General features: G+C 43.7%; 19 protein-coding genes. 2 read left to right on the plus strand and 17 right to left on the minus strand.

The window, feature by feature from the left end:
- Position 1: 1 nt before the first annotated feature.
- Positions 2-463: a DUF2269 domain-containing protein gene (locus NV381_RS26720; RefSeq protein ID WP_258216356.1), complete on the plus strand. Its 462-nt coding sequence runs from the start codon at positions 2-4 to the stop codon at positions 461-463.
- Positions 464-1,220: 757 nt separating this feature from the next.
- On the opposite strand, the gene NV381_RS26725 is transcribed toward NV381_RS26720, so the two are convergent.
- The 7 genes from NV381_RS26725 to fliB all read right to left on the minus strand — a co-directional run bounded on the left by NV381_RS26725 (position 1,221) and on the right by fliB (position 11,377).
- Entirely contained in the window at positions 1,221-2,669 is a 1,449-nt protein-coding gene (locus tag NV381_RS26725; protein ID WP_258216357.1) for a DEAD/DEAH box helicase, read from the minus strand.
- 144 nt (positions 2,670-2,813) lie between these two features.
- Positions 2,814-5,141 (minus strand): alpha-xylosidase, encoded by a 2,328-nt coding sequence (gene yicI, locus NV381_RS26730; RefSeq protein WP_258216358.1) that lies wholly within the window; start codon positions 5,139-5,141, stop codon positions 2,814-2,816.
- Between the two features lie 108 nt (positions 5,142-5,249).
- Positions 5,250-6,083 (minus strand): carbohydrate ABC transporter permease, encoded by an 834-nt coding sequence (locus NV381_RS26735; RefSeq protein WP_258216359.1) that lies wholly within the window; start codon positions 6,081-6,083, stop codon positions 5,250-5,252.
- On the minus strand, positions 6,083-7,015 hold the full coding sequence (locus tag NV381_RS26740; RefSeq protein ID WP_258216360.1) for a carbohydrate ABC transporter permease: 933 nt from the start codon (positions 7,013-7,015) through the stop codon (positions 6,083-6,085). The genes NV381_RS26735 and NV381_RS26740 overlap by 1 nt, the downstream gene beginning before the upstream one ends.
- 67 nt (positions 7,016-7,082) lie before the next feature.
- Positions 7,083-8,336 (minus strand): sugar ABC transporter substrate-binding protein, encoded by a 1,254-nt coding sequence (locus tag NV381_RS26745; RefSeq protein ID WP_258216361.1) that lies wholly within the window; start codon positions 8,334-8,336, stop codon positions 7,083-7,085.
- A 163-nt stretch (positions 8,337-8,499) separates the two neighbouring features.
- The gene (locus NV381_RS26750; RefSeq protein ID WP_258216362.1) at positions 8,500-9,534 is read right to left on the minus strand and encodes a LacI family DNA-binding transcriptional regulator; all 1,035 of its coding nucleotides are present in this window, start codon (positions 9,532-9,534) and stop codon (positions 8,500-8,502) included.
- Between the two features lie 619 nt (positions 9,535-10,153).
- Entirely contained in the window at positions 10,154-11,377 is a 1,224-nt protein-coding gene (gene fliB, locus NV381_RS26755; RefSeq protein WP_258216363.1) for a flagellin lysine-N-methylase, read from the minus strand.
- 269 nt (positions 11,378-11,646) lie between these two features.
- Here fliB and NV381_RS26760 point away from each other — a divergent pair, with 269 nt between their 5' ends.
- A complete protein-coding gene (locus NV381_RS26760) occupies positions 11,647-12,714 on the plus strand; it encodes a copper amine oxidase N-terminal domain-containing protein (RefSeq protein ID WP_258216364.1) in 1,068 nt (355 codons plus the stop codon).
- A gap of 108 nt (positions 12,715-12,822) precedes the next feature.
- Here the strand turns inward: NV381_RS26760 and rlmN are convergent, their stop codons facing one another.
- From rlmN to opp4B, 10 genes are all read right to left on the minus strand, one after another.
- Positions 12,823-13,884 (minus strand): 23S rRNA (adenine(2503)-C(2))-methyltransferase RlmN, encoded by a 1,062-nt coding sequence (gene rlmN / locus NV381_RS26765; protein WP_258216365.1) that lies wholly within the window; start codon positions 13,882-13,884, stop codon positions 12,823-12,825.
- A 161-nt stretch (positions 13,885-14,045) separates the two neighbouring features.
- Positions 14,046-14,882, minus strand: coding sequence for a YitT family protein (locus NV381_RS26770; RefSeq protein ID WP_258216366.1), 837 nt, complete (start codon positions 14,880-14,882; stop codon positions 14,046-14,048).
- A 200-nt stretch (positions 14,883-15,082) separates the two neighbouring features.
- The gene (locus NV381_RS26775; RefSeq protein WP_258216422.1) at positions 15,083-15,313 is read right to left on the minus strand and encodes a TM2 domain-containing protein; all 231 of its coding nucleotides are present in this window, start codon (positions 15,311-15,313) and stop codon (positions 15,083-15,085) included.
- A gap of 327 nt (positions 15,314-15,640) precedes the next feature.
- Positions 15,641-16,372, minus strand: a complete 732-nt coding sequence (locus NV381_RS26780; protein ID WP_258216367.1) for a hypothetical protein — start codon at positions 16,370-16,372, stop codon at positions 15,641-15,643.
- A gap of 2 nt (positions 16,373-16,374) precedes the next feature.
- Positions 16,375-17,520, minus strand: a complete 1,146-nt coding sequence (locus tag NV381_RS26785) for an SPFH domain-containing protein (RefSeq protein ID WP_258216368.1) — start codon at positions 17,518-17,520, stop codon at positions 16,375-16,377.
- A 123-nt stretch (positions 17,521-17,643) separates the two neighbouring features.
- On the minus strand, positions 17,644-20,319 hold the full coding sequence (locus NV381_RS26790; RefSeq protein ID WP_258216369.1) for a YhgE/Pip domain-containing protein: 2,676 nt from the start codon (positions 20,317-20,319) through the stop codon (positions 17,644-17,646).
- A 793-nt stretch (positions 20,320-21,112) separates the two neighbouring features.
- Positions 21,113-21,865 carry an SDR family NAD(P)-dependent oxidoreductase gene (locus tag NV381_RS26795; protein ID WP_258216370.1) on the minus strand — a complete coding sequence of 251 codons (753 nt, stop codon included), beginning with the start codon at positions 21,863-21,865 and terminating at the stop codon, positions 21,113-21,115.
- 218 nt (positions 21,866-22,083) lie between these two features.
- Positions 22,084-23,853, minus strand: coding sequence for an oligopeptide ABC transporter substrate-binding protein (opp4A, locus tag NV381_RS26800; RefSeq protein WP_258216371.1), 1,770 nt, complete (start codon positions 23,851-23,853; stop codon positions 22,084-22,086).
- Positions 23,854-23,869: 16 nt separating this feature from the next.
- Positions 23,870-24,715: an ABC transporter permease gene (locus NV381_RS26805; RefSeq protein WP_258216372.1), complete on the minus strand. Its 846-nt coding sequence runs from the start codon at positions 24,713-24,715 to the stop codon at positions 23,870-23,872.
- A 15-nt stretch (positions 24,716-24,730) separates the two neighbouring features.
- Positions 24,731-25,699 (minus strand): oligopeptide ABC transporter permease, encoded by a 969-nt coding sequence (opp4B, locus tag NV381_RS26810; protein ID WP_258216373.1) that lies wholly within the window; start codon positions 25,697-25,699, stop codon positions 24,731-24,733.
- Positions 25,700-25,738 lie beyond the last annotated feature (39 nt).

Consider the following 25,738-nt stretch of genomic DNA (forward strand, 5'->3'; position numbering starts at 1 on the left):
AATGAAGTTCCTGTTATTCTTGCACGTGTTGGGAGCTATCCTCTTGGTCGGTAATATTTTTACAGCCGCTTTTTGGAAAGTAAAAGCCGATTTGAAAGGGGACTTGGCTGCCATTCACAGCGCAGCAAAAAATGTAATGCTGGCCGACTATATTTTTACAATCCCTGGATTGGTATTAATCATAGTCACAGGCATTATGATGGCGCTTAAAGCCGGGTATTCGATGTCAGGCTTCAATTGGCTCACGTTATCCTTAACGTTATTTTCCTTAACCGGTCTAATCTGGTTGGCCCTTCTGCTGCCTTTGCAGCGAAGCATGATCCGCCACAGCGCGCAATCTCTAAGTGCAGGTACTCTCTCCCAAGCATATCGAAAGGCTAGTTTATACTGGGCGATATTCGGAACAGTTGGAACGTTAATTCCGGTTGTCGTTTTGTACCTTATGATTTCCAAAGCGATATAACAAGGCAGAATAATGCTAAGCTAACATGAACAAAGAGGCTTTCCCAAAAGGGTATCAGTGAATGAATCAGTCCCAAACTATGTACAAAGACGCCTCCAAAACCACCATGTAAGCGGAAATGGAAGCGTCTTTTTTGTAGGGAAATTCGCATCAGAGTGGGGGTTCGAAAATTCAAAAATGAATCCGGCCGCTTTTTGGATGTTACTTAAGGGATGGAGCGAGAAGCGATGTTCAAAGGCTGCTTTCAATCTGGAGGAGACCATGATTTGTCGGGGCCGCTGCGGAAGGAAAGAAAATAGATGGAAATTGTAACGCTAATCCAGCGTGGATATCGCCTGAAATCAATCTAACTGGAAAAACTAACTCTAATATAGGTGAAATGGTCGGTATCAGCCAAAATACGTAGAATTAGCAGGAGGAATTCCAGCTATAAGACTTGGAACGCTATTTTCGGAGTAACTAACTTGACATTTTCCTGATAATTGCACGGAGTGCGCCAGACTGCCATGCAATGCCGTAACCGAACCCCGAACCATGAACCACGAGCCACGAGCCATGAACCTGATACCCGCGATTAGCACGCGTTGGAAAGCTACCTCATCTTATGCGTCACTGAATACACAAGAATGTGTAAAAGAGCCTTCAACTATTAAAGTGGAATTGAGGGCTCTTTTGCAACCATCTATTCAGGATAAAATGGTGGAGGGGTTGTCTCAAAATGTCTTTTGGGACAGCCCCTAGTCATCCGTTTATTGTACTACTGAGAGTTAGCCGCATAAACCTTTAACAGCTTTCCTTTAATGGTCGTATTTTTCATGACCTGCAGGACAAGAGGACCCTTGCCGTTCAAAATATCGACATACGAAACATTGTCCTGTATCGTAATAATGCCAATATCATCGGCCGTAACACCTTCAATTTTGGCAATAGTACCTACAAAATCTACAGCCCTCAGTTTCTTTTTCTTGCCGCCGTTAAAGTACAGCTTCAAAATTTCTTTGTTTAATTGCTCACTCTTATCTTTCTTGATGACAGGTTGAGCGCTCATTCTCTCTTCGAAGGCAGCCCTGGCAGCTGTAATTTCTTCCTTGGAAGGAGCTTCTCTTCGGGTAATTTCAAACCCCAGATAGCTCTCAATATTGGCCAAGAACTTATCCTCATTAGGTGTAACAAAGCTGATCGCTTTTCCTGTCTTGCCAGCACGTCCGGTTCTTCCTATCCGATGTACATAGCTCTCTTTTTCAACTGGAAGGTCGTAGTTAATTACGTGGGTAATATTACTAATATCGATACCTCTGGCTGCTACATCAGTTGCTATCAAATAGCGGAAGGCCCCTCGTCTGAACTCATTCATGACACTAAAACGATCATCCTGCTCCATTCCCCCATGGATTTTGTCACAAGGATAGTCCAGCTCGGTTAACTGCTTACATACTTTCTCCACTTGTTCTTGTGTGCGGCAGAAAATAATACAGCTATCCGGGTTCTCGGCAATGGTTACGTCCTTAAGCAGATTGAATTTAGAGGCTTCTCTCACTACAAATAAGGAGTGTTCAATCTGTGCTGTCGTATTTTCGGCTGCGATAATTTCGATATCCAATGGATTTTTCATATATTGATGACAGAGCTTTTCTACATCTTGGGGTAAAGTGGCAGAGAATAGCAGCGTCATTCTGTCTTCGGGCAGCTCCTCGATAATCGCTCCCACTTGTTCGATAAAGCCCATATTAAGCATTTCATCGGCTTCATCAATCACAAGATATTTCATCCGCTCCAGGTCGAGCGTTCCCCTTTGGATATGATCCCATACGCGTCCAGGTGTACCGACAACGACATGGCATTTTTGATTCAGCTCTTCTTTTTGCTTAGCAAAGGGCTGCTTGCCATAGACGGCAGTTGCTTTGATTCTTTTAAATCTTCCGATATTTTTGATATCGTCCTTCACTTGATCCGCCAGCTCACGCGTTGGTGTTAATATTAAAGCTTGCGGCTTATTCTCTTCCCAATCCACCATTTCACAAATCGGAATCCCGAAGGCTGCCGTTTTACCGCTTCCTGTCTGTGACTTGACGGTAAGATCCTTCTTCTCCAGCGCAATGGGTATGACTTCACTTTGAACATCCGTTGGCTGCTCGTACCCCAAGCTCCCCAACGCTCTTAGTATATCTTCACTTAGTTTATAATCATTAAAGCTCTTGCTGCTCATATTAGAACCCCTTTTAGTGTTTATACCTTTAATTCTAACATACTTCGTGCTCCCCCACAGACCTTCTTAACTTTGGCGTTCGTATTAGAGGAAAAAGAGGACAGCTGTGATAGCCATCCTCCATTTTTATACTTTATGCCACCGTTATAGTTTTAACTGTATATCAAGCTTACATACACCAGCTTTTGGAGTCAAACGCAGACCTGCTTCTTCAGCTGTCCAGCTTGCTCCTTCTATCGATTCAACTTCGTGAATGCCGCGCAAAATCAATTCCCACGGCTTGTCTGCACCAACCACGTTAACAGCAATGCCAAGACCGCTGCGCTCGGCGGTTACCTCCAGCTCCGACTCCCCCTTCGTGTTAAAGATGGTAGCTGATGCTGTGCTCCCATCCCCAAGCTCGAACACGTGGAGGACAACGCCATCAGAGTAATCGTAATCCGGTCGCTGGTCGTTAGTGCCTACAGCAATAATGCTGTTCGGTCTAACCATAAGAGGCAAATTGAAATAATCGTGTTTCTCAAGCAGCCAGCGACCGCCTTCTACGACTGCTCCACTCAAGAAGTTCGTCCAGCGTCCTTCCGGCAAGTAGTATTTCGCCGTTCCCTGATCATTGAATATCGGCGCCACTAACAGAGAATCGCCGAGCATATATTGACGATCCAATTGATCGCAGGCGGCATCATTCATAAACTCCAGTACCATAGCCCGCATGACAGGCAGGCCTGTTTGCGTTGCTTCTACTGAGGTGCTGAACAAATATGGCATCAAGGTCGATTTCAGCTTGGTAAAATAGCGCAGAACATCGCATGCTTCCTCATCGAACAACCATGGCACCCGGTAGGATTGGCTTCCATGCAAGCGGCTATGGGATGATAGCAGACCAAACGCAGTCCACCGCTTGTAAAGATCCGGTGTAGCCGTGTTCTCGAAGCCCCCGATATCATGACTCCAGAATCCGAAGCCCGATAAGCCTAGAGACAAGCCTCCGCGGAGCGTTTCGGCCATGGAGTTATAATTGGCTGAGCAGTCCCCTCCCCAGTGTACAGGGAATTGTTGCCCGCCTGCAGTAGCTGAACGAGCAAACAGCATGGCTTCATTCTTGCCTTTTGTTTCCTCCAGTACTTCAAATACCGCTTTATTATATAAGTGTGTATAGTAATTGTGCATTTTCACCGGATCGGATCCGTCAAAGTAGACAACATCGGTAGGAATGCGTTCGCCGAAATCTGTTTTGAAGCTGTCCACGCCCATTTCCACCAGCACCTTAAGCTTATCCTTGTACCAGCGCACAGCAGCAGGATTAGTGAAATCAACAAGCCCCATTCCGCCCTGCCATCTATCCCATTGCCATACGTCGCCTTCTTTTGTTTTAACAAGATAACCATTTGCTTTACCTTCATCGAACAAATAAGATTGCTGGGCAATGTAAGAGTTGATCCAAACGCAGATGTTTAAGCCTTTGCTTTTCAGGCGCTGCAGCATACCTTGAGGGTCCGGGAACACATCCTGATCCCACTGAAAATCGCACCACTGAAATTCCTTCATCCAGAAGCAATCGAAGTGGAAGACATGAAGCGGCAGCTCACGCTCTATCATGCCATCTATGAAGCTATTAACCGTGGTTTCGTCGTAGCTGGTAGTGAAAGATGTTGTCAACCACAGGCCAAATGACCAGGCCGGAGGCAGAGCAGGCTTGCCTGTAAGCTTCGTATAGTTTTGCAGAACTTCCTTCATGGAGGCTCCACCGATAATATAATATTTTAAAGATTCGCCGGGCACACTGAACTGAACCTTAGACACTTGCTCTGAAGCCACTTCATAGGAAACACGCTCAGGATGATCAACGAATACGCCGTAGCCAAAGTTGGAGATATAGAAAGGAATATTTTTATAAGCCTGCTCGCTGCAGGTACCGCCATCTTCATTCCAGAGATCAACGACTTGCCCATTTTTCACAAATGGAGTGAACCGTTCGCCTAGACCATAGATGTATTCTCCCACACCCAGATCGAGCTGCTCTCTCATGTAAGTGCTTTGATCTTGCATTTTAACATGTCCAGGGCTTTTATAGCCACTCCCGGTCAATCGTTTGCCGTCATAAATGAAGTGAGTGCTCCAGCCCTCGTTTTTGTGAAGCTGGACGCTTAGTTTGCCACTCGTGAAGCTAGCAATCTCGTCTCCATTGACCACTTGAACTTCGACAGCCTCGGCTTCATTTTTTTGAAACTCGGGACCCTTCTGCTGTTTGCCGTTATGGTGTACAAGCTCCACACAAATTACGTCTGGCATGGGTGAGGTATAATTAACCGTTAAAATGGCTGTGTTTAACGTGTCGCCACGGGTCACTATTTTTTTGCAGGAAGCAAGAACGGTCAGAGCGTCCGGTTTGGTGCGAATATTGCGGATTTCTACCGGATAATTGAGCGTTACGCCTTGCCTGATATGCCAATACCCATCAGTAAATTTCATCTCTATTTCCTCCACCTATCGTTTGATTCTTCTATCTAGTATTTTTCTATGTTTACTTCTGCCATTCAGGAATGTTTTTTATCAGTAAGCGGCCATTTAGAGCATGACTTAGTCTTTCATAGAGCCTGCAGTAATGCCTCCTACCACGTACTTTTGCATCGATACGAAAATAACGATAATGGGAAGAGCAGCCAAAGTAGCTACAGCCATGAGATTGTTCCATTCGGTGCCATATTGTCCGATAAAGCGATAAAGGCCCAAGGTCAACGGACGAACGGCATTTCCTGAGGTTAAAGTTAGTGCAAAAATAAAGTCGCCCCATCCAAACAAGAAACAAAATACACCCACTGTCATCAAGCCCGGACTCACTAACGGCAATATAATTTTCGTAAACGAAGTGAATTTATTGCAACCATCGATCATCGCTGCTTCTTCCAATCCGCCCGGCAAGCTTAAGAAGAAGGGACGAAGTGTAATGATAGCGAAAGGCAGGGAGTGGATTAAATCGGCGAAAATAAGCCCTGCGAAACTATCAGTCAAGCCCACTTTGGAAAACATTATGAACAAAGGCATAGCCATCATAATACCAGGCAGCATCTGAATAGAAAGCAGCAAAATCATCATAACGGCTTTGCCTTTTATGGAAAGACGCGCAAGCGCGTAAGCGGCAGGCACCGCCAGAACGAGTGACAAAAGCATCGTCCCGACTGCTATAATGACACTGTTGCCGATATAGCCAATCATATCTTTGTTGCGAATAAAGTTATTGATATACGAGTCGAATGTTGGTTTCACGGGAAAGATATGCGGCGGATTGTGATACAGCTCCGTAATGGGTGTTACCGAGGTTTTGATCATCCAGTACACCGGAAACAGAAATACGATCATAATCAATATACCGATAAAGGTTGCACTAGATGCTTTCCATCTTGAATAAACCATTAGTGAACCTCCTCTTTACTTGACATTCTCATGTAAACAACAGCAATTGCAATTAAGATAACAAACATTATCATAGATACAGCGGCTCCTTGACTGAACTCAAACGTCGTAAATGAGAGCTGGTACGCGTAGATAGGCAGCACTGTTGAGGATGTTACCGGTCCTCCTGCTGTCATAATGAAAACTAGATCAAACACCTTGAATGTATAAATAATACCGAGCATGAACAGGACAAGGATTGTAGGTCTAAGTAACGGCAGCGTTATATGCTTAAACTGCAAATAGCGATTGGCACCGTCCAGCTTGGCTGCTTCATATAATTGAACCGGTAATGTCTGAAGCCCTGAGAGAAGGATTATCATATTAAACGGAATGCCCGTCCATATATTGGCTACGATAGTCCCGAGCAGCGCCGTACTGCCTTCACTAAGCCAATTCACAGGCTTGCTTATTAGTCCTAACGACTGCAAGAAATAATTGAACACTCCATAATCGCCGGATAGCATCCATTGAAAGACCGTGCCTGTAATTACAACCGGAAGCATCCAGGAAAGTAGCATCAATGAACGAAACAAGCTGCGTCCCGGAAATTTCATGTTAAAAAAAATGGCCAAGCCAAAGCCGATAGTAAACTGAAAGAATATACTCACTACAGTAAATATCACTGAGTTTTTCAGCGAGATATAAAATACGGGATCTTGCAGCGACTTCATATAATTGGTGAAGCCGATAAAGTGATGCTCGCCTTTCAAATTGTAAACATTCACATCTTGAAAGCTAAGTGCAACGTTATAGGCGATAGGGTAAATAATAAACACGGCCATAAATACAAGCGCTGGCAAAACAAATAAATAGCTATTCCATGAGGAAAACCATTTAGAGCTCCGAGATAATTTATAACTTCCACCCGTTCCATGCTGATGGGACATCATTTCTCCCCCTATTCACATAAGTAAAGGGGATGCGGTGCCTGCTGCATCCCCCATGTATCTCATCCATTTACTGCTGCAGCAATGGTTTTATTTTGGCATCGGCATCTTTAACTGCGACATCCGGAGCTTTAGCCCCCGTAATAACCTCTTGCATCATGATCTGAATGGCATCTGAAATTTTCGGATAATTCGGACCATAAGCTCTTGCCTTAGCTACCTTCATTGCGTCAGCAAATACTTTCAGCTGCTTGTCATTTTGCCAAAACGGATCCATCAAATAGTCTTCACGGCTTGGAAGACGCCCCGCAGCTTTCAAAAACTCCTTCAAACGGTCCGGCTCGTTAGCAAACTTAATAATGTCGAACGCTATATCCTTATGTTTCGAGGCATCAGTAATCGCCCAGTTTTCCCCACCAAGTATAGTTCCACCTTGTTTATTGGTTGGTAGCTGCACGACATCCCAATTAACTTTTCCTTCTTTTCTTAAAAGAGGAATCTGCCAGGTTCCATTCACCATCATTGCAACTTTACCTGTAGAGAACTGTACAACCGTGTCGGATTGCTTTTGGTTAATCACTTCTTTAGACATATAACCCTTGGAGACCATGTCCTTCAACAACGTAGCTGCTTCAACCGTGCCCGCGCTGTTGAAGTTGGAAATGTCGGAACCGGCTTGGTACATTAATGGAAGGAATTGAAAAGTGCCTTCTTCGGTTTTTACAGCCGTCATCGAAAATCCGTACACATCTGGTTTAGTCAGCTTCTGGGCTGCGTCCTTTAACTCATCCCAGGTTTTCGGAGGATTGATTCCAGCTTCTTTCAGCATGTCTACGTTGTAATATAGCGCCAAATCATTACTCCCAATCGGCACGCCGTAGTTCTTGCCTTTATACATTGTGGATGACCAAGGTCCGGAGAAATACTTATCCGCTTGACCCCATTGTTGAATTTCCTTCGTAATATCGGCAAGGATACCCGCAGCGGCAAAAGCCTGGTGATCCGGATTGTCTATCCAAACAATGTCTGGTACTTGATTGCCCGCTGCCCCGAGCAGCAGCTTGTTTTTGATGTCAGCAAAAGAGACAAAGGTGCGCTCGATTTTTACATTAGGATGAGCAGTCTCATACTCTGCAATTGTTTTCTTTAATGCACCTTGAGTAGCTTCGCTAGTCATGGAATCCCACCACTGAATTGTAACCTTGTCACCTGAAGCGGTTGAACCTTGAGCTGATTTAGGTGCCTCACCAGATGGTGCGCATGCAGTTAACAGAACAGGTACGGTAACCATTGCCATCATGAGAGCCCTTACATTCTTAAACATTTTTCTTCCCCCTTAAAATACTTAGTCATAATATGCAGTGCTACAAACGATTTCATACATTATATCGGATGCGGCATGGGCATCGCCTCAATAAATCATTCACTAAATGATGTACGTACATCATTTAGTGTTAAAAAAATACGCTGTTTCCTGATGGAATGGCTTAAATATAGTAACGCGCATTTTCTTTGGTTGCTAGTTCCAGCTTCGTGATGTTTTCCTTCTCATTCACCTTATCGCCGGATACCAAATAATCAAACATGGATTTGACCGTAAGATACCCTTGGTTAATAGGGTCTTGACAAATCGTTGCTGTGACAACACCTTTTCTCATGTATTGGTAAATTTCTTCCGTCATATCATGGCCTACTAAAGCAATCGGCTTCGATAAATTGGCATCGGCCAAATGCTTGGCGATAATATGCAGCCTGGCACTGGAAACATAAATGCCGTCTACCTGATGAAAATAATCCATAAATGTGTCAATAGAATCGTAATCTTCCTGCTGCAGCTTGAGCGGACCCACCAATTCAATATGATCGTAATCGGCAACAACCTCACGAAAACCGGTTATTTTCTGCTGCATTTGAAAGTTAGTGTAGGACATAATCATCCCTAGCTTCGTCTTCGTTCCGATAAACTTGCACAATACATCCGCCGCTAACCTTCCGGCAATCCGGTAATCGCAACCGACATAAAAAAGCCGTTTACTTAATGGAGAATCGCTGTTAAAGGTACAAATGGCCAGCCCTTGATCTACACCGTAGTCAATGATATCAGCCATTTCTTGAGGATCATTCGGTGACAATGCAATAGCATCGAATTTTCCGGAATCAATGAGCTCCAATACTGTTTTCTTTTGCTGCTCCAGGTCGTACTTCTCGGAACGGATAATGCGTACGTGCAGGCCATAATCACGAAATTCATCAATGGCAATTAAAATACCCTTCTCCACCTGCTTCCAGAAATACTCAGGAAGCTCCGGAAATACGATAGCCATCGAAAACTCATTTTTACGTGATAAAAAACTAGCGGACTTGTTGGGTGTGTAGTTCATTTCTTTAATCTTGTCCATTACCTTTTGATAGGTTTGAGGTTTGACATTTCCCCTGTTATTCAATACACGGTCTAATGTGGCTACGGAAATTCCGATTTGCTTTGCCATTTCCTTGACAGTTAACCGTTTGCTTTGATCCATGTCACACCCACTGCCTAACTTAAAGATTTTGTACTTCACTTCGTCCTTATCATAACAACCAGCAAATAATCTGTCAACGCTTCCATGATGTTTTTACTGTTTTTCTTGATTTACGTACATCAACATTTTGATCCTTGCTTCCGTTGTCCCAACATTCGCTGATAATATGGCCACAGAAGCCATGAACCAGTGTGCTTATTTGCGGCCATTGATCATGCGGGATCGCTGCAGGATTTACTAGAGATGTTCCTGTAAACGCCTACCGTTCCTTACAGGAAAGGTGGATTACCCTAAAGTAGACCCAGCCGCAGGGGGGAATGCCAGTGTATCCCCTCCTGCGGCTGGGCAGATTTAAACAAACAACAAACTAAGCATGGACATAATAGATTCAATCGGCAATGGCCTATGTCAATCCCGGCAGGGCCGCGGCAAGTGTTCACCCAAGGCTATAATCTACGGCGAGCCTATGCCATTCACATAGGCCCAACGAAGGCTCTCCGCCTCACTGAATCAACAACCCACTTCAGCACGCGATCAGGGGGTGTATGCTCAGATACGGGTATTATAAATCTCCATCCTTTATCTGTTTTCTATCCTATTTTATCATAATCCTGTTGGATTAATTTTTAACCAGAATCGCTAGAGAAGATAAATTATACTTTCCATTTTCCTTCAACCAGCTCAAAAACTGACGCGAATGCTTGAACGCATGCTCGAACGTCCTCGAATAGGATTGTATCAACATAATGACGTGGTTCATATCAAAATCTTCTTTGTGGTAACCCATCATTCCAATTAAATGGAATTTGATTAGCGCATAGTGCATAATGAACGTCATGTATTCCTCAAATATATCCGTTCCAACAGGAAATGATTTTTTAAACATATTGTTAACCAGGTAATTCTCCAGAACATACTCATGCTCCTTCATAAAAGGCAAGTAATGGCTACGATACGCATTTTTATACGCTTCTAAGCTATCCTTGTCTACTCTATCCCCCATAAATTTAATCCCTCTCAAGCTTTCCATTATACATTGGAGGTACCTCTTATGGTTAACTCCGTTAAATAAATGCATATCTATCGATTTCCTCAACAGCTCCATCTGATCAGCGATAGACGTAGGGAGGCTGGTTGATCTTTCTTTTATCAATCCTTGCTCAATCTGGTTCCTATAAGAGGAAATCATGCTTGGGACCTCTTCTGCTTCACCTGACGATAGTCGGTCTTGCAGCTCCTCAAATAACATGCCCAAAATAAGCAGCCTTTCCGATAAAGGGTACTTCCGGTTTTGCAGCACTTCAAACGTAAACTTCCGAAGCTCCAGGAAATATCGACGTACTGGCTTAGGATCGTTGGTATCTATACGAATAGCTTCCCACCGGCTCTCATCAACAACCTCCTGAATCTCTTCAAACACGATTCCATTAGGATTAAGCAATGCCAATCGAGCCACTTCAGGACAGGACATAGTAGCTGATTTCTGGTGGATTCCGTCCACTACATTAGAAACGCGGGGATACGTCACACATAGATTAGAAAGATACGATTCGCCTAGCTGCGAATGGATGCTGCATAATTTCTCCTGATTAAGAAAGGGGCATACGGATCCCGTGGTTAATTGAATTTCTGCAAAATGCCGACTGCCAGGAGATGCTTCAATCTTCTTTAGATGCTCCAAAAGTGGAAGGGTGGAAGCGAGGCCCTGAACCTCCTCATATCGCTTGTACGTTTTTTGGTCAACTGTAATTTTCCAGCCTGCGCAGCATGTATCCTCACACGCGGGACCGATACATGAAAACTCGCGCATATATTGTGGCAGGAGTACGGTTTGTTTTTCCAATAGAATACCTCCCTTTGAGCTTTCGTTCTTTATAAAGAACATAATCTTACAGTATCACTCGTTCCCACTAGCGTCAATGAATAATGCGATTATTACATTAGGTTAATCCCAAGTTAGCGCCTTAACCATTCGCAATTCAAGAAGATTAACAACAGATCGACAGCGCTGTATTCTGCGAACAATTACCTCAAGTGCAACATAATCCAAACCCGTCTCGTCAAAGATCATTGACAGCAACATTAAATTACTCGCAGAAGGGAATTACAACAATGAAACCTTTAATGAAAAAAAGTCTGGTCGTTCTAACCCTATCCACTATGATGTCAACTGGGGCAGCTTACGCTTCAACTGATAATGTACAGCCTATTAATGCCTTAACACCCATTACCACTCAAGCTGCTACGTCTCCCGTTACTATTAATCTAAATGGCGAACCGCTATCAGAATATGGCTACCAAACACCTAATGCTGCAGAATCTATGCTGCCTCTCCGGGCTGTTGCAGAGAAATTAGGCTATACTTTAGTCTGGAACCCTGAGACTCTATCCGTCGATTTGAATAAAGGCCCGATTTTTACAACTGTAAAAACAGGCGAAGATAGTTATACTATCAACAAAATGCTTACAACTCTTGGCACAGCGCCTGAGCTGGTCGACAGCAAGCTGTATGTACCTTCATCCTTTGTAAGCAAGATCTTGCATGCTTCCGTAGCTTCACAAGGAAATTCAGTGTCAATAACACTCGCCGAGCAGCAAAAAAAGGTTCAAGCAACAGGAGTTATTACCGCTATCAGAAATGAAGGGAACCACTCATCCGTTCAAATCCAGGGTGTGGGCATGAATGGACTCGTGCTTAATGTAGGGGACGAAACTGAGTATCAAATGCTTGACGAGACCAAGCTAAGCCTCTCTGATCTGCATATTGGCTTGACTGTAGTAGCTGAGCATTCGCTTGCTGCCACACTTAGTCTGCCGCCACAAACCCCTACAACCAAAATTACGGTTCTGGATCCAAAGAGACAAGCAGATTTGCTTGGCACTGCAGGCCAGATTGAAGAGGTGCGCAGCAATGATGCCGGGAAAACAAGCTTTTTGATTAAAGGCACAAAACTAAGCGACCAGTCACAAAGCGAAATCGTTCTTCAGATATCTGATGAAACCACTCTAATCAACAAAGATGGAGATCCTATTGATAAATCTCTGCTCGTTAAGGGTACCCAAGTAGTAGGCTTTTACGGGCCGACAATGACAAGAAGCTTACCTCCTATCGGAAACGCTTGGAAAATTGTTGTGGATTTGAAGGAAGAACAAGAACAGGATCAAGCCGTACAGCATTAATTTTATATACAAACAAAGAAGACTCCAGCCTACTTTAACAATGGTCTGGAGTCTTTTTTATTGGGGGACAGGCTCATTTGGTACTACCCTTAAGGGACAGTCCCTTCATTATGTCGTTTGTTTGATCTGTTTGCTTCTTAACTGACCACAAGCAGCATCAATATCTGTCCCATGTTCAAGCCGAACACTACAGCTAATGCCTTGCTTCTTTAACGTATCGTAGAACGCTCGCACTGATTCATGCTCGCTTCTCTTGTATTGATCAAGCTCATCCACTGGATTGTATGGAATCAAGTTAACATTTATCAGCTGCCGCTTATCCCGAATCAAGTCAGCAAGCTCCAACGCATGCTCCCTGCCATCATTTACATCCTTCAGTAAAATATAGCTGAGCGTGATCCGCCGATTCGTTTTTAGCAAGTAATAATCAATAGCCTGCATTAGCTTTTCGATGGAATAGGCACGGTTGATTTTCATAATCTGTGTTCGCAGTTCATTGTTTGGCGCATGTAAGGAAACAGCCAGGTTCACAGGCATATAGATATCGGCAAATTCAACTATTTTATCAGGGAGTCCGCTAGTCGATACCGTGATATGTCTTGCCCCAATAGCTAGTCCTTTGTGATCTATAATCACCTGCAAAAAGTCCACCGTGTTTTTAAAATTATCAAAAGGCTCGCCAATTCCCATAACTACAACATGGCTCACTTTTTCATCTTGCTGCGCTTGATCCAGGTGAAGCTGAACCTTCATAATTTGCTCGACAATCTCTCCGCTGGATAAATCACGGCTTTTGGTTAATAATCCGCTCGCACAAAAGCTGCATCCAATGTTACAGCCTACTTGAGTTGTTACACATACGGACAGCCCATATTTATGTCTCATCAATACCGTTTCAATGAGATTGCCATCTTTTAGCTTGAACAGAAACTTGATCGTTCCATCGGCCGATTCCTGCTTCAAGTGCTCGTTTAAGGTTTGAATGGCAAAATGATCGGCCAATAATTGAATACAATCTTTATTAACATCAACCATATCTGAGAAATCCGTTACGCGCTTCCTATACAGCCAATCCCACACCTGTAAGGCCCGCGACTTTTTATGCCCATTTTCCATGAGCCATGCTATCAACTGTTCCAACGTCAGTCCATATATGGAGTCTTTATTCATTCTTATCCTCTTTTCAAAACGAATTCGAGACTTATTCTAGTTACAGCCGAAGCTAACCATTCTTTCTATGATTGTCCCAAAATTCTTCTATTAAAGCAAGGGGACTTGGACTTTCAAGGTTTGTAAATCTTGGCTTGCCAGAACCACCCGCCACAGGGCCATTACTTTGTAATATCAATAAATCCCTCTCCAAACACATCCCGTACATCATGAATCGTTATAAACGCATTTTTATCGGTTGCTCTAACAATTTTTTTGAGCAGGCTTACTTCCTGTTTACTAATGACGATATACAGAATCTCTTTAGCCGTTTTTGTGTAATAGCCATGGCCATAAATAACAGTAACGCCTCTGTCCATTAGCACATTTACTTGTTCGGCAATTTTACTCTGCTCATTCGATATTATGGTGACAGCCTTTTTGGGGTTAACCCCTTCTATGATGAAATCCATAACCTTGGTCGCTACATAGAGCATTACAATAGTAAGCATTACACTTTGAGCCCCAATAATAAAATACGAGGAAAAAACAACAATCAGATCAAACAATAACAGGGCATAGCTAATATTCCAGTCGAGATATTTGTTCGCTATTCTGGCCAGAATGGTCGTGCCCGCTGTTGTGCCTCCGACTCTAATAATTAAGCCTAAGCCAATCCCCGCAAATACTCCTCCGAACAAGGCATTTACGATTAATTCATCTGAAGAAATACGCCAACCCTCCGTTAAAAATAAAAAAAGAGAATTGAAGGAAACCGCAATAATCGTATAGAGTGTCGTTGTTTTATCCAGAAACTTAAAGCCTACTAGCAGTAAGCAAGAGTTTAATATTAAGCTGACCAATCCGGGGGACCATTGAAATACGTAATAGAGAATAATGCTTGTCCCTATAACCCCGCCCTCACCAAATTCATTAGGAATAACAAAAAGATTTACAGCCAAAGCAAACATCAATGAACCCACAATAAGAATAAAAATATCCGCCGCTCTTTTTTTCATATCGATGTACCTTCTTAACTATTAAAGTTAACCTCTCCTAAGTAATACGATTCAGTATAACACCTATTGAACGAAAATACAGGGCATCCCTATGGACACCCTGCGCAGTTTAAAGGGGTTGTCTCTTAAGTCTGGATAAGACTAGAAACAACCCCGTAATCAAGCTAATATTTCCTCTTGGAGACGTTCATCGAAATAACTTAGCTTCTTCCATATTTCATATTGAACGATTCGTCACTCGATGCGAGGTAAATAATGCCTTCGATAAAACCAATAAGCGCCGGGATATAAGTCCAGCAAAAAAGTAAGTAAACAATTCCCCAACCCACTTTTCCAAGATAAAACTTGTGCACCCCTAATCCACCAAGCAAAATTGCGAGTATACCTGCAGTAGTCTTGCTTTTTCTGGGAACATACACATTGCTATTCATAGTATTCATATGGTTCATGTTATTATTGTTCATGTTATTATTCATGTTGTTGGCATTATTCGTGTTCATGCCAGCCATCATTTCATTCATATCTTTCATCATTTCATTGACCTTGTTTATAGATTCCGGGGAATTCACATTCGATGTGGTAATAGTCTGCGTGTAGGAATTAAATCCGGATGTATTTTGCTGAGCCTGCACTTGCGGCTGATTAACAGCGATACTTTCCCCACAATATTTACATTCCGTTACATTCTGTGCGACTGGTGCCCCGCAGGCTGGACAGTTACTTGTACTCATAAGATGTCTCTCCCTTACTTTACATATTTATCTGACGTTTAATGCTTCTCTATTAACAATAAGATGTCGAGTTTCATCAATTAAACTCTGAATATCTGCGATATTTTTGTCGATGGCATTCGATCGAATATGTAATTGTATAAACTCCAAATTATCCCGTATAGTGTTTTCCAATTCATAGACTGCACTGTTGCCAGTAATTCTGCCAAAAGGTGTTGAAGCATTGATTCGCTCTTTTAGCACCTTGAAGGATTGGATGATGGGCAATATCCCCTCATTATTTTTCTTGGCATTGAGCGAGGCTTCAATGATCATGAGCTGCATGTTGATGTTGGTCTTTTCGGATTTCTCCAACTCGGTGGAGTCCTCAGATTCACGATTGGAGAAATAAGTGATAGTTGACAATACGCCAATCAGGATCGCAAAGATAAACAGTTCCCAGCATATATACCAAACTATATTTCCCATAATAAAAGTAACCGAGATAAGATTAGATACAGCTAAATACAGGATGGATACAACCACAATCGATATGGGATAAGGGATACTGCCTCTTCCAAACAGGTTCGGAAATACAACAGCCCCGCTTAAAAACAATAGTCCTGCAAACAAAACCAGGGACATGATTACTAGCTTCATAGGCGCCAGAATAAACAAGACGGAAAAAATGGAATAGAAACCTAAAATAATCGCAATGTCAAAAACTAGAACTGCCAGCAGCCTATAAAGTCCGAAATTGGAAAAATTGAAGTATCTCATATTCACTCCTCCTGCTTAGTGCCGCAGTCCGCACAGAACTTGGTTCCAGGTTTATTCTCTTTGTGACATCCGGGGCATATTTTTTTCATCATGGAGCTGCCGCAATTCGAACAAAACTTCACATTCTCATCTACCATGGTTTTGCAAGAGTAGCATTCGATTTGGGCAATGATAAGTTTATCGCCGCAGTTACTACAGAACTTGGCCCCTGCCTCATTCATTTCCCCGCATTTTTTACAAGGCTGTCCTTTGGGATGTGCATGGACGTCATTGGCTGACATATTGCCAAATAGGTTTCCCATTGCTGTACCCGCTCCAGCACCAAACCCTAAGCCCATACCAGCCGCCGCTATACTTCCTGCACCCTCATTGCTGGCCGCCGTTTCCATAACATCAAATTTACGTTTAACGGTATAGCGATTATCCCCTATGATATCGAAGGCTGCTTTTTCACCTAGTAATCTATTGATAGTTTCGAAATCTTCATCTGGAAAGTTAATGGAAGACAAATAAAAGTTAACAATTTCTATCCCGAACCGTTCAAATTCATCCGAAAGGCTTCTTTGGGAACTCTCTGATATTTCCTCCAGTTTAGGAGCTATTTCAAGCACAGAAATTTTTTGGTTAATAATGATATTGGCGATAATGGTTTTAACCTTGGTAACCGTAACACCTTTGAAATAACTAATTACGGTATCATATTTAACAATCTGATCATCGCCCACAGCACCTATGAGTTCTGTCAAAAATACACGGTAATCTGAAATCCTAATTCCAAATTGCCCGAATGCGCGTACTCTTAATCTGACTGCATATTTAGGGTCAATTAAACTGATCGGATCGCTGGTTCCCCATAAAATATCCAGCTTTACTGTTTTGTTTATAAAAAATACTTCTGCGGTAAAAGGCGTCCTTCCACCAAAAGGAATATTGATTAACCCTTGCAAAATAGGAATGTTCTTAGCATTGAGGGTATGGGTTCCTGCGGAGAAATAGTCGAGAGCCTTGCCTCCTTTAACAAAAACAGCTATCTGACCCTCGCCAACGATAAGTTGTGTACCAAAGACAAAGCTTTCTCCCGGATACCGATAAACCAACCAATTGCGATTGGCTATCCCATTAAACTTTATAACATCAATAATAGCCAAGACTATCCCTCTCTCATTTTACCATTTCCAAACATTGTCTCTTAATTGTATTACACCTTCTCTCTTTTAATCAATTATTATTTCAAGTTTTGGCAAATTCTGCGAGATTGAATGCGGTTGTAATCATGCAATAATCTTCGTTTTCTTGGCATTTTCTGTCGATTTTTTAATAATACCGCTAAGCGGACGTTTTAGAGCAAGCGAGATGAACAAGCTAAGGCCGATAAATCCGAACAGGTATAAAATATCTCTAATCGCCGTTTCCCATAGAATACCCCCGACCCCTTCTCTCAGCAGGCTGATCGCATAGGTGAAGGGCATAAACGGATTCAAGGCCTGGAAAAATGGTGAAGTCATGCTAATCGGGAACGTACCGCCCGAGCTGGAAAATTGGAACACCATGAAGATAATCGCGATTCCTTTGCCCACATTGCCGAAAACAGACAGAAGCGTATAGGTAATCGTAACGAACACCGCGCTGACCAGCATGGCGAATAAAACAAATGCTATTTTGTCCGCCACAAAGGCGTTCAGAATAAAGAAGTCTCCCAGCGTGATACATAGAGCCTGAAGCAGCCCAATGGTCATGAACGTGCCCAGGCGGCCCAAGTAAAGCTGATAGGGCTTGAAGCGCCCTTCCGGATTGCCGGCTTCCGCCTTCAATAAGGAAATCAACAGAGTAGCGCCTACCCATAGGGATAGTACACAATAAAACGGAGACATCGCCGAGCCGTAATTCGGAATCGGGTATTTCCGGTTCTCTATGATCTGCACAGGACTGGCCAGAAACTCGCTCTCCTTCTGAATGTCACCGCGCAAAAGCTTGGCAAGATCAGCGAAGTGGTTGTTCTCTTCAATTTTTCTGAGCTTATCCGCTGTTTGGCGAACGGCATGCTCAAGCTGAGGCAGGTCATCGCGAACAAGCCCAGCGATTTTGTGGACGCCGGACTCCACTTCCGGAAGCTTCTCGCGTACGAAATCGGCTAGCTTGGAGAGCTCCTTCTCCGCCTGAGGCAAGTCGTTCTCAACGAATGAGGCCGCCTCGTCCAGTTTCTTACCGATTGACGAGAGATTGTCCTGAACGAAAGGCGCCGCGATATCAATCGCTTTGGTGAAAGCATCCGCTTTGCTCTGCAGCGTTTGCGCCAGCTCATGAATTTTCGCACGAATCTGCGGCATCTGTTCTTGAATCTGAGTCAGCTCGGCTTGCCCGAATTCCAGCCCTGCCTTCGCATCCTTAAGGATCGCTTCAATATCCGGAAGCTTGTTTTTAGCGATCTGCAGCTTGTCGGAAGATGCACTAGCGATCGTCTGCAGCTTCTCGATACCTTGGGAAATTAAAGGGACAATTTCGCTATCATATTTGGAGAGAATACTTCCTAATCCGGCACTCGTATTTTTGGACAGCTCATTTAAGCGTTCAACCAAATCCTTGGCAGGGGTATTTCCGTTGGCCAGAGAGGTCGCAATCATGCCCAAAATGGAGATTTGCCGATTCAAGTTATTCTCTATAGTCTGCAGCCGTGCTATATTATCGTTCAATGGTTGACCTGGAATATAGCTATTAATCCTCCCAAGCAATGAAGTGGTATGTTCCAGTACTCTCAGAACCGTGGTGATTTTGTCTTTAACGGCCGTTACCTCTTCTGCAGTAGGCAGAACCTTAGGGTCTATGCTAAGTAATCTATCTGTGAGCAATGAGGCTGAATCGAGCGCTTGCTGCACTAATATCAAGTTTTGCTTCACCAGCGGAGCTACCATCTCGAAGGCATCCTTGTTAGCAACCAGAAACTCATTAAGTTGATTAGCGAATGCAGAGCCCTTATCAGCAAGTTCAGCAATATGAGGCAAAGCATTTTGTGCAGCCGTAACGATTTCGATCGCCTTACTTGCCTTGTTGGACGCGAGAGTTATTGCATCAGCTACTTTATCGAAATTTTGATCCAGCTCCTGAATTCGATCCGCCGCTTGCTGAATTTGTGGCAGCTTCTTCTGAATTTCAACAATCTCCAATAAAGCTTCACTGATTTTGGACCAATTGTTTTGGATTTTCAGTACATATTGAGCAGCTTGATTAATCTCGGGAATTCTCTTCTCCACTTCCGGTATAATTTGAGCTTTCTCATGGATTTCCGGCAGCTTCTCCTCCAGCTCTATCACCTTCTGTGCTGCGGCTTGAATCTCTGGAAGCTTGCTTTCGAGTTCGAAGATACCGCTCTCGACTTTACGTATGGTAGGCAATTGCTCCTCAATTTGAATGCCAACCTCTTTAAGCTTCGTAAGCAAGGCTTCGCTGACCGCTTCCGTAAAGCTCTCATTGATCTGCTTGGTAATCGCAGAGACACCGGATGAGGTTACTTTAGGCGCAACTGCATTGACTTTTTCATTCACGCTATAGATCACCTGCGGCTTGTCCAGATTCCCGGTGATAATTCCGGTAATTTTCGAGGAGAAGTCGGCCGGAATCAAGATGCTGGCATAGTAGGCTCCCTTGTCCAGGCCCCTCTCTGCCTGTTCCTTGTTGACGAAAGTCCATCCAAGCTTCTTGTTGCTCTCCAGGCTCTTAAGCAGCTCACTCCCGATATTGATGCTTTTGCCCTCAACGTTAGCTCCCTGATCCTCGCTTGTGACCGCAACTTTAACTCCGGATGTATTGGCATATGGATCCCATACGGATTTGATATTGACCCAATCGTACAAACATGGCAGTAAAATAATCGCCACAATCAGAAAAATTCCGGTAGGCACCTTGAAAATATTTAACCAATCTGTTTTATAGATTTGCCATATTGAACGCATGTATATCCCACCTACACTGTAAGAATGAAATGAATAGAAAACCTGTTTTCCCTGACAGCTTGCCAGGGAAGGAGCACGAGGGAGATCGACCGCGCCCATTGCCTTATCGTTCCTTAATTAGGAAATTTTTATTACAGAACATTTTAATAGTAAACTCATTTTCCATAAACAGAATGATTCTATTATAGCTCAGCTTCAAAATCAGTACTTGACCCTCCTCCGACCACCAGTTCTCACAAATCCTGCAAACATGCAGTTATTTTCCTACCGAAATTGCTCTAGTGGGAACAAACCTGCAAAAGTACATCCATTTTCATGGAAAACGCCGCGGATTAGCTAAGAATGAAAAAATAACTGCACATTTGCATGAATTCAATAAGACTTCGGATATACCGGGCCAAAAACTGTATAGATGCAGGTTTTTGGGAGAAGGCACGGGCTTCGATCGAATTAATTTTAATAACGCCGTGTGCCCTGTCATTACCGTTATTAAGTTTTTGTCTAGGGCTAGGCTGGACACGAAGACAAAATCGGATGACTTCGTCAAGCGCTGATTTCGGTTTTGAGTCTCTATTATAGCAACAATTCATCGGTGGAGTAGTGCTTAGGCTTAGATGGGTGATATCGTGAAGAGTATATAAGTAGAAAAAATGCACCCCGCATCAGGATACAAAGTGCTGAAGGCTCACCTGTTACCTTGTTTTGCAGAGGTGCATTTTGTTTTCTATTAATCGGTTAATCCGTTACTAATTGTTCCACGAAGAACAATGGAATTTTATTCTGCAATAAAGTTTTATTTAGCGGTGACGCCTCCATCGACTGGCAATTCAATACCTGTAATATAAGCAGATTCGTCAGAAGCGAGGAACAAAACGGCTTCAGCCACTTCGGATGCACGTCCGACTCTTGGCAATGCCGTCTGAGATAAGAACCATTGCAGCATCTGATCGTTATTAACAAATTCGGCACTCATGGGCGTTTCTATAAAGCCCGGGTGAACCGAATTGACACGGATATGATCCTTGCCGTAATCGACAGCCGCCGCTTTGCTAAGCATGCGGACCCCTCCTTTGGAAGCCGTATAAGCACCCGCTCCACTGCTGCCCGTCAGACCCGCGATAGATGAGATATTAACGATTGAGCCCCCATTATTGGCTTGCATGTGCGGGATGATATGCTTCATTCCGAGGAAAGTGCTGGTCAAGTTAATGTTTATTACTTTATTCCATTGATCCATCGTCGTTTCAAGCAATCCGACAGCTAGAGAAATGCCTGCGTTGTTGACCAAGACGTCCACTTTGCCGTAAGCTTTAACCGTATCTGCCGCAACCTTGATCCAGTCTTCCTCTGAAACAACATTATGCGCATAGGCTGACGCTTGCCCACCCATAGCTTCAATTTCCTTAACAACGGCTTGTACCGCTGCTTCATTAATATCCGTTGCCACTACCTTGGCTCCTTCTCTCGCGAATAAAAGCGCTTCTTCACGCCCCATACCGCTCCCTGCTCCAGTAATGATTGCCACCTTATTTGTAAGACGAGCCATTTCTATATCTCCTTTGCTTTCCAAATATAGTTCTGCCATAATTCGGATTTAACCCCATGAAGGTTAACCAAGTTCATTCCAAATTATTCGTGCCCTACTTACTATTCGCAAACAAAAAAACCACTCCAACAATTGAAGTGGCTTTGGGCACATTGAATATGATGTCCTTCTGAATCTTCCCCGAATGAATGGATCGTGGGCCTGTAGGGATTTTACTTTTATTCCATAGCCGGCTTCTCCGATGTAACGCTGACATCCTTCCAGGTCAAATTCGAGCTTGGGTCAACCGTTAAGTTCTTCACACGATTGTTCACTGCATAGATCTCCGACCGATATAAGGTCGGCATCACTGGCACCTCTTCATTCATCAATGCTTGCCATTGATTATAAATATCTTTGCGGTATTCCTTATTAAAGGCTTGCTCGGAATGGCCCTTTTCCAATAGCTCATCATTTTTGGCATTAACCCAATGCGTATAGTTGAACATAACGTTACGTCCGTATAGTCCATACGGATCGACATCTGACCCCGTTGCCCACGCCGCAGCAAATATGTCCACTTTCGGATCATCCTTTTGCACCCTATCATAAAACGAGTTGAACTCGGCTAACCGGCCATCCACAAGCTGTACATCCAAGCCAACCTCTTTCCAGCTCTGCATATAAAACTTCGCCAGCGGTTCGGAAAGCTCACTTCCACTCATCATAAGGAAGCTGATTGTAAATTTCTTGCCATCCGGATCTTCACGAAGTCCGTCCCCGTCTTTGTCTTTGTACCCTGCTTCATCCAGCAGCTTTTTTGCTTTTTCAGGATCATACATATTCCCTTTCGCGCCCTTGTCGTGATATCCCATGAAGGATGGCGGAATTAAGGTTGTGGCTGGAAATCGCAGCCCATGATAGAGCTTATCCCCCACTGACTGGTTATCCATCGCATAAGCCATAGCTTGTCGAAGCTTTTTATTTTGGAATTTAGGATTATCCATCACACTTTCTTCTTTTTGAGCGTCCCAATGTCCGAGCTTGAAACCGATATACGTGTAAGCTGAATCAATTTTGCCGATAAATTGAAGATTCTTCGTGCCTTTTGCCGTTAAATATTGATCAGTTGGAAACTCAGCCATATCAATCTCGCCTTTTTTCAATGATTGCAGCACAACCTGCGGACTGACCACTTTCACAATAACACCCTTTAAGTTCGCCTTACCTGCCCAATAATCTTCGTTTCGCACGAACTCGACAGACTCACCGGGAACGATCTTACTCAGTTTAAAAGGTCCAAAGCCAATCGGGTTTTTACGAATTTTATTGGACTGCGCTAATTGATTGATCGGAATATCTTTCAAATAATGCTTGGGAAACGGGGTTGCCCATACTCCTGTTAATAACGATGGGTTGGCATCCTTCCATGTAATGGTCAACGTTTTGGCATCCATGACTTTAATTCCGGCAATGCTCTGCACCTTCCCGCTGTGGTAAGCCTCCATCCCGACTATATCTTGAATGAGTGTACTCCCGTATCGAACACCTGTGTAGTCCTTGCTGCCAATTACCAGATAGGCGTATTCCAAATCCTCCGCTTTGACGGGCTCGCCGTCATGCCATTTAATATTGTCTTTAATTTTGATCGTCATCGTTTTTTTATCACTGGAAAGCTCAAACGTCGCGGCTCCATCATTCGTAATTTCATAATCCCCATTCGTACGGAATAGAGATTCATCAAAAAATTGCAATATCTCCGCATCCGGTGTCCCTGTGTAGAAAGCCGTATTGAGTGTCCCTTCGAACGGAGTAGCTGATACCAAGCCGTAATTCAGCACTCCATCGACAGGCTTGCCATCGTTTTTGACAGCCATCGGAAAGCTTTCGATGCTTTCTTTTTGGGCTTCTGATTTCTTAGCAGAACTGCTTGTCGAGCTTCCTTCACATGCCGATAGTACAAGCAAAAGACCGGCCAGCACACTGAAAACCTTCCAATACTTGCCCATTCGTGCTTCCCCCTCATCATCCTAATCGTTGTCTTGCATCAGCCGCACGCTTCAAGGCTTGACCGATAAAATTAATACACAGCATCATCACAAAGATAAGTAAGGATGCAGGCAGCCATATCCACCATTTATTTTGCAAAACCTCCGGATTCATGGCATAGCTTACTAATGTACCAAGACTTGGCGTGCTTCCTGGCAAACCAAAGCCCAAGTAGCTTAACCCGGACTCAATCCCGATATTTCCTGCCAAATTCAAGGTTAAGCTCACAATAATGATAGAGCTTAAATTAGGGAGAATCTCCCTGATGATAATCTTCCAGTCTGGAGTCCCCAGCGTCTTTGACGCACTGACATAATCCATTCCCCTTTCCGCCAGCATCTTGGCCCGGATTAGACGTGCTTTTCCCGTCCATAAAAAAGCGCTCATAATCAGAATAAACATCGCTGCATCATTTTTCGGAACGAGGGTGATAAAAACAATGACCAACATCAAGAAAGGCAAAATTAGAATAAAATCAATCACCCGCATAATGAGATTATCGATAATTCCGCCAAAATACCCGGCGATCGAACCAACCGCCAAACCTACGATTCCGGTTAGGAGGGTAACTGCCAGAGCTATACTAAATGAGTTCCTTGCGCCAATCATCAGCTGACCAAAAATATCTCTACCCCCGTAATCGGTGCCTAACCAATACTCCGCAGATGGAGGCTTATAAATCGAAAACAAATCGACCTTGAGTATTTTCTCCTGATTCAATAAAAGAGACGAAGCATAGACCGAAATAAGAATGAGTCCAAGAAGAAGCAGAGAGCTGAATGCCAATTTATCTTTCACAACTTCCCGCCAAAGGATATTCACGTTTTATGCCCCCTACTACTCGATTCGTATGCGTGGATCTACAATGCTTAAAATAATATCGGAGAGCAGCGTTCCAACCAAGGTGGCAGCCCCGGATATCATGACGAGCGCAGTAACGACGCTATAATCACGCTGCATAATGGATTGTAGGAACAATTGTCCGATCCCCGGAAAGCTGAAGATGGACTCCAGAAAGATCGAGCCGCCAATTAACCCCGTAATTTCATAGCCGAGGAATGCAGCAATAGGTATAAAGGAGCTGCGCAAAATATGGCGCGAATAAATCCGTGATTCCGGCACTCCCTTGGCTCTCGCTGTTTTCACGAAATCTTTCATCTTGGTCTCGATGATTTCGCTGCGCAAATATTGAATCATGCCCACTGTACCAATAAGTGCCCCCGACAAGGTTGGTAAAATCAGATGCTGCATTTTATTCATGTAATAACCGGCCGTCCCTTGCTCCAACTGAATATCAACACTGCCGCCCGTAGGAAACCAGCCTAAGTTAAATCCGAACAGATACAGCATAATTAAAGCAAAAATAAATAATGGGGTCGCAAAGCTTGTATAGCTGTATCCAACGATCAGTTTGTCCGCCCATGAATCATTCCATCTCCCTGATATAACACCCAGAGGTACGGCAATGAGGTAGGTTACTACTAAAATGCAAGCAGCCAGTAGAACCGTATTCCCTATTCTATCAGCCAAAATGCTGGCTACAGGCTGCTGGTGGATATAGGAGAGACCCAGATCGCCGTGTAGTAAATGGGCTGCCCATCTTGTGTACTGGGCATACAAAGGATCATTTAATCCCAGCTTCTCCTTGAGCTCCGCTAAAGTTCGTGCATCCATCTGCGGATTGCTCTCCAGTTGGCCTGTTAATGCGTCTCCGGGCATCGCTTTGGCGAGCGCAAAGATAAGAATGCTCAAAATAAACAACTGGGGGAGCATAATGACAATTCGCCGCAAAATAAACTTCCACATCTTCCATTACCCCCGTTTCTGCAAGTGCGTGAACAACCT

It is taken from the genome of Paenibacillus radicis (ex Xue et al. 2023) (assembly GCF_024722015.1).
Lineage (GTDB): Bacteria > Bacillota > Bacilli > Paenibacillales > NBRC-103111 > Paenibacillus_S.

Excerpts from the sequence above, each read along its gene's own strand:
- NV381_RS26720 (WP_258216356.1), top strand. The coding sequence starts at position 2 with ATGAAGTTCCTGTTATTCTTGCACGTGTTGGGAGCTATCCTCTTGGTC.
- NV381_RS26725 (WP_258216357.1), bottom strand. The coding sequence starts at position 2,669 with ATGAGCAGCAAGAGCTTTAATGATTATAAACTAAGTGAAGATATACTA.
- yicI (WP_258216358.1), bottom strand. The coding sequence starts at position 5,141 with ATGAAATTTACTGATGGGTATTGGCATATCAGGCAAGGCGTAACGCTC.
- NV381_RS26735 (WP_258216359.1), bottom strand. The coding sequence starts at position 6,083 with ATGGTTTATTCAAGATGGAAAGCATCTAGTGCAACCTTTATCGGTATA.
- NV381_RS26740 (WP_258216360.1), bottom strand. The coding sequence starts at position 7,015 with ATGATGTCCCATCAGCATGGAACGGGTGGAAGTTATAAATTATCTCGG.
- NV381_RS26745 (WP_258216361.1), bottom strand. The coding sequence starts at position 8,336 with ATGTTTAAGAATGTAAGGGCTCTCATGATGGCAATGGTTACCGTACCT.
- NV381_RS26750 (WP_258216362.1), bottom strand. The coding sequence starts at position 9,534 with ATGGATCAAAGCAAACGGTTAACTGTCAAGGAAATGGCAAAGCAAATC.
- NV381_RS26760 (WP_258216364.1), top strand. The coding sequence starts at position 11,647 with ATGAAACCTTTAATGAAAAAAAGTCTGGTCGTTCTAACCCTATCCACT.
- rlmN (WP_258216365.1), bottom strand. The coding sequence starts at position 13,884 with ATGAATAAAGACTCCATATATGGACTGACGTTGGAACAGTTGATAGCA.
- NV381_RS26770 (WP_258216366.1), bottom strand. The coding sequence starts at position 14,882 with ATGAAAAAAAGAGCGGCGGATATTTTTATTCTTATTGTGGGTTCATTG.
- NV381_RS26775 (WP_258216422.1), bottom strand. The coding sequence starts at position 15,313 with ATGAATAGCAATGTGTATGTTCCCAGAAAAAGCAAGACTACTGCAGGT.
- NV381_RS26780 (WP_258216367.1), bottom strand. The coding sequence starts at position 16,372 with ATGAGATACTTCAATTTTTCCAATTTCGGACTTTATAGGCTGCTGGCA.
- NV381_RS26790 (WP_258216369.1), bottom strand. The coding sequence starts at position 20,319 with ATGCGTTCAATATGGCAAATCTATAAAACAGATTGGTTAAATATTTTC.
- NV381_RS26795 (WP_258216370.1), bottom strand. The coding sequence starts at position 21,865 with ATGGCTCGTCTTACAAATAAGGTGGCAATCATTACTGGAGCAGGGAGC.
- opp4A (WP_258216371.1), bottom strand. The coding sequence starts at position 23,853 with ATGGGCAAGTATTGGAAGGTTTTCAGTGTGCTGGCCGGTCTTTTGCTT.
- opp4B (WP_258216373.1), bottom strand. The coding sequence starts at position 25,699 with ATGTGGAAGTTTATTTTGCGGCGAATTGTCATTATGCTCCCCCAGTTG.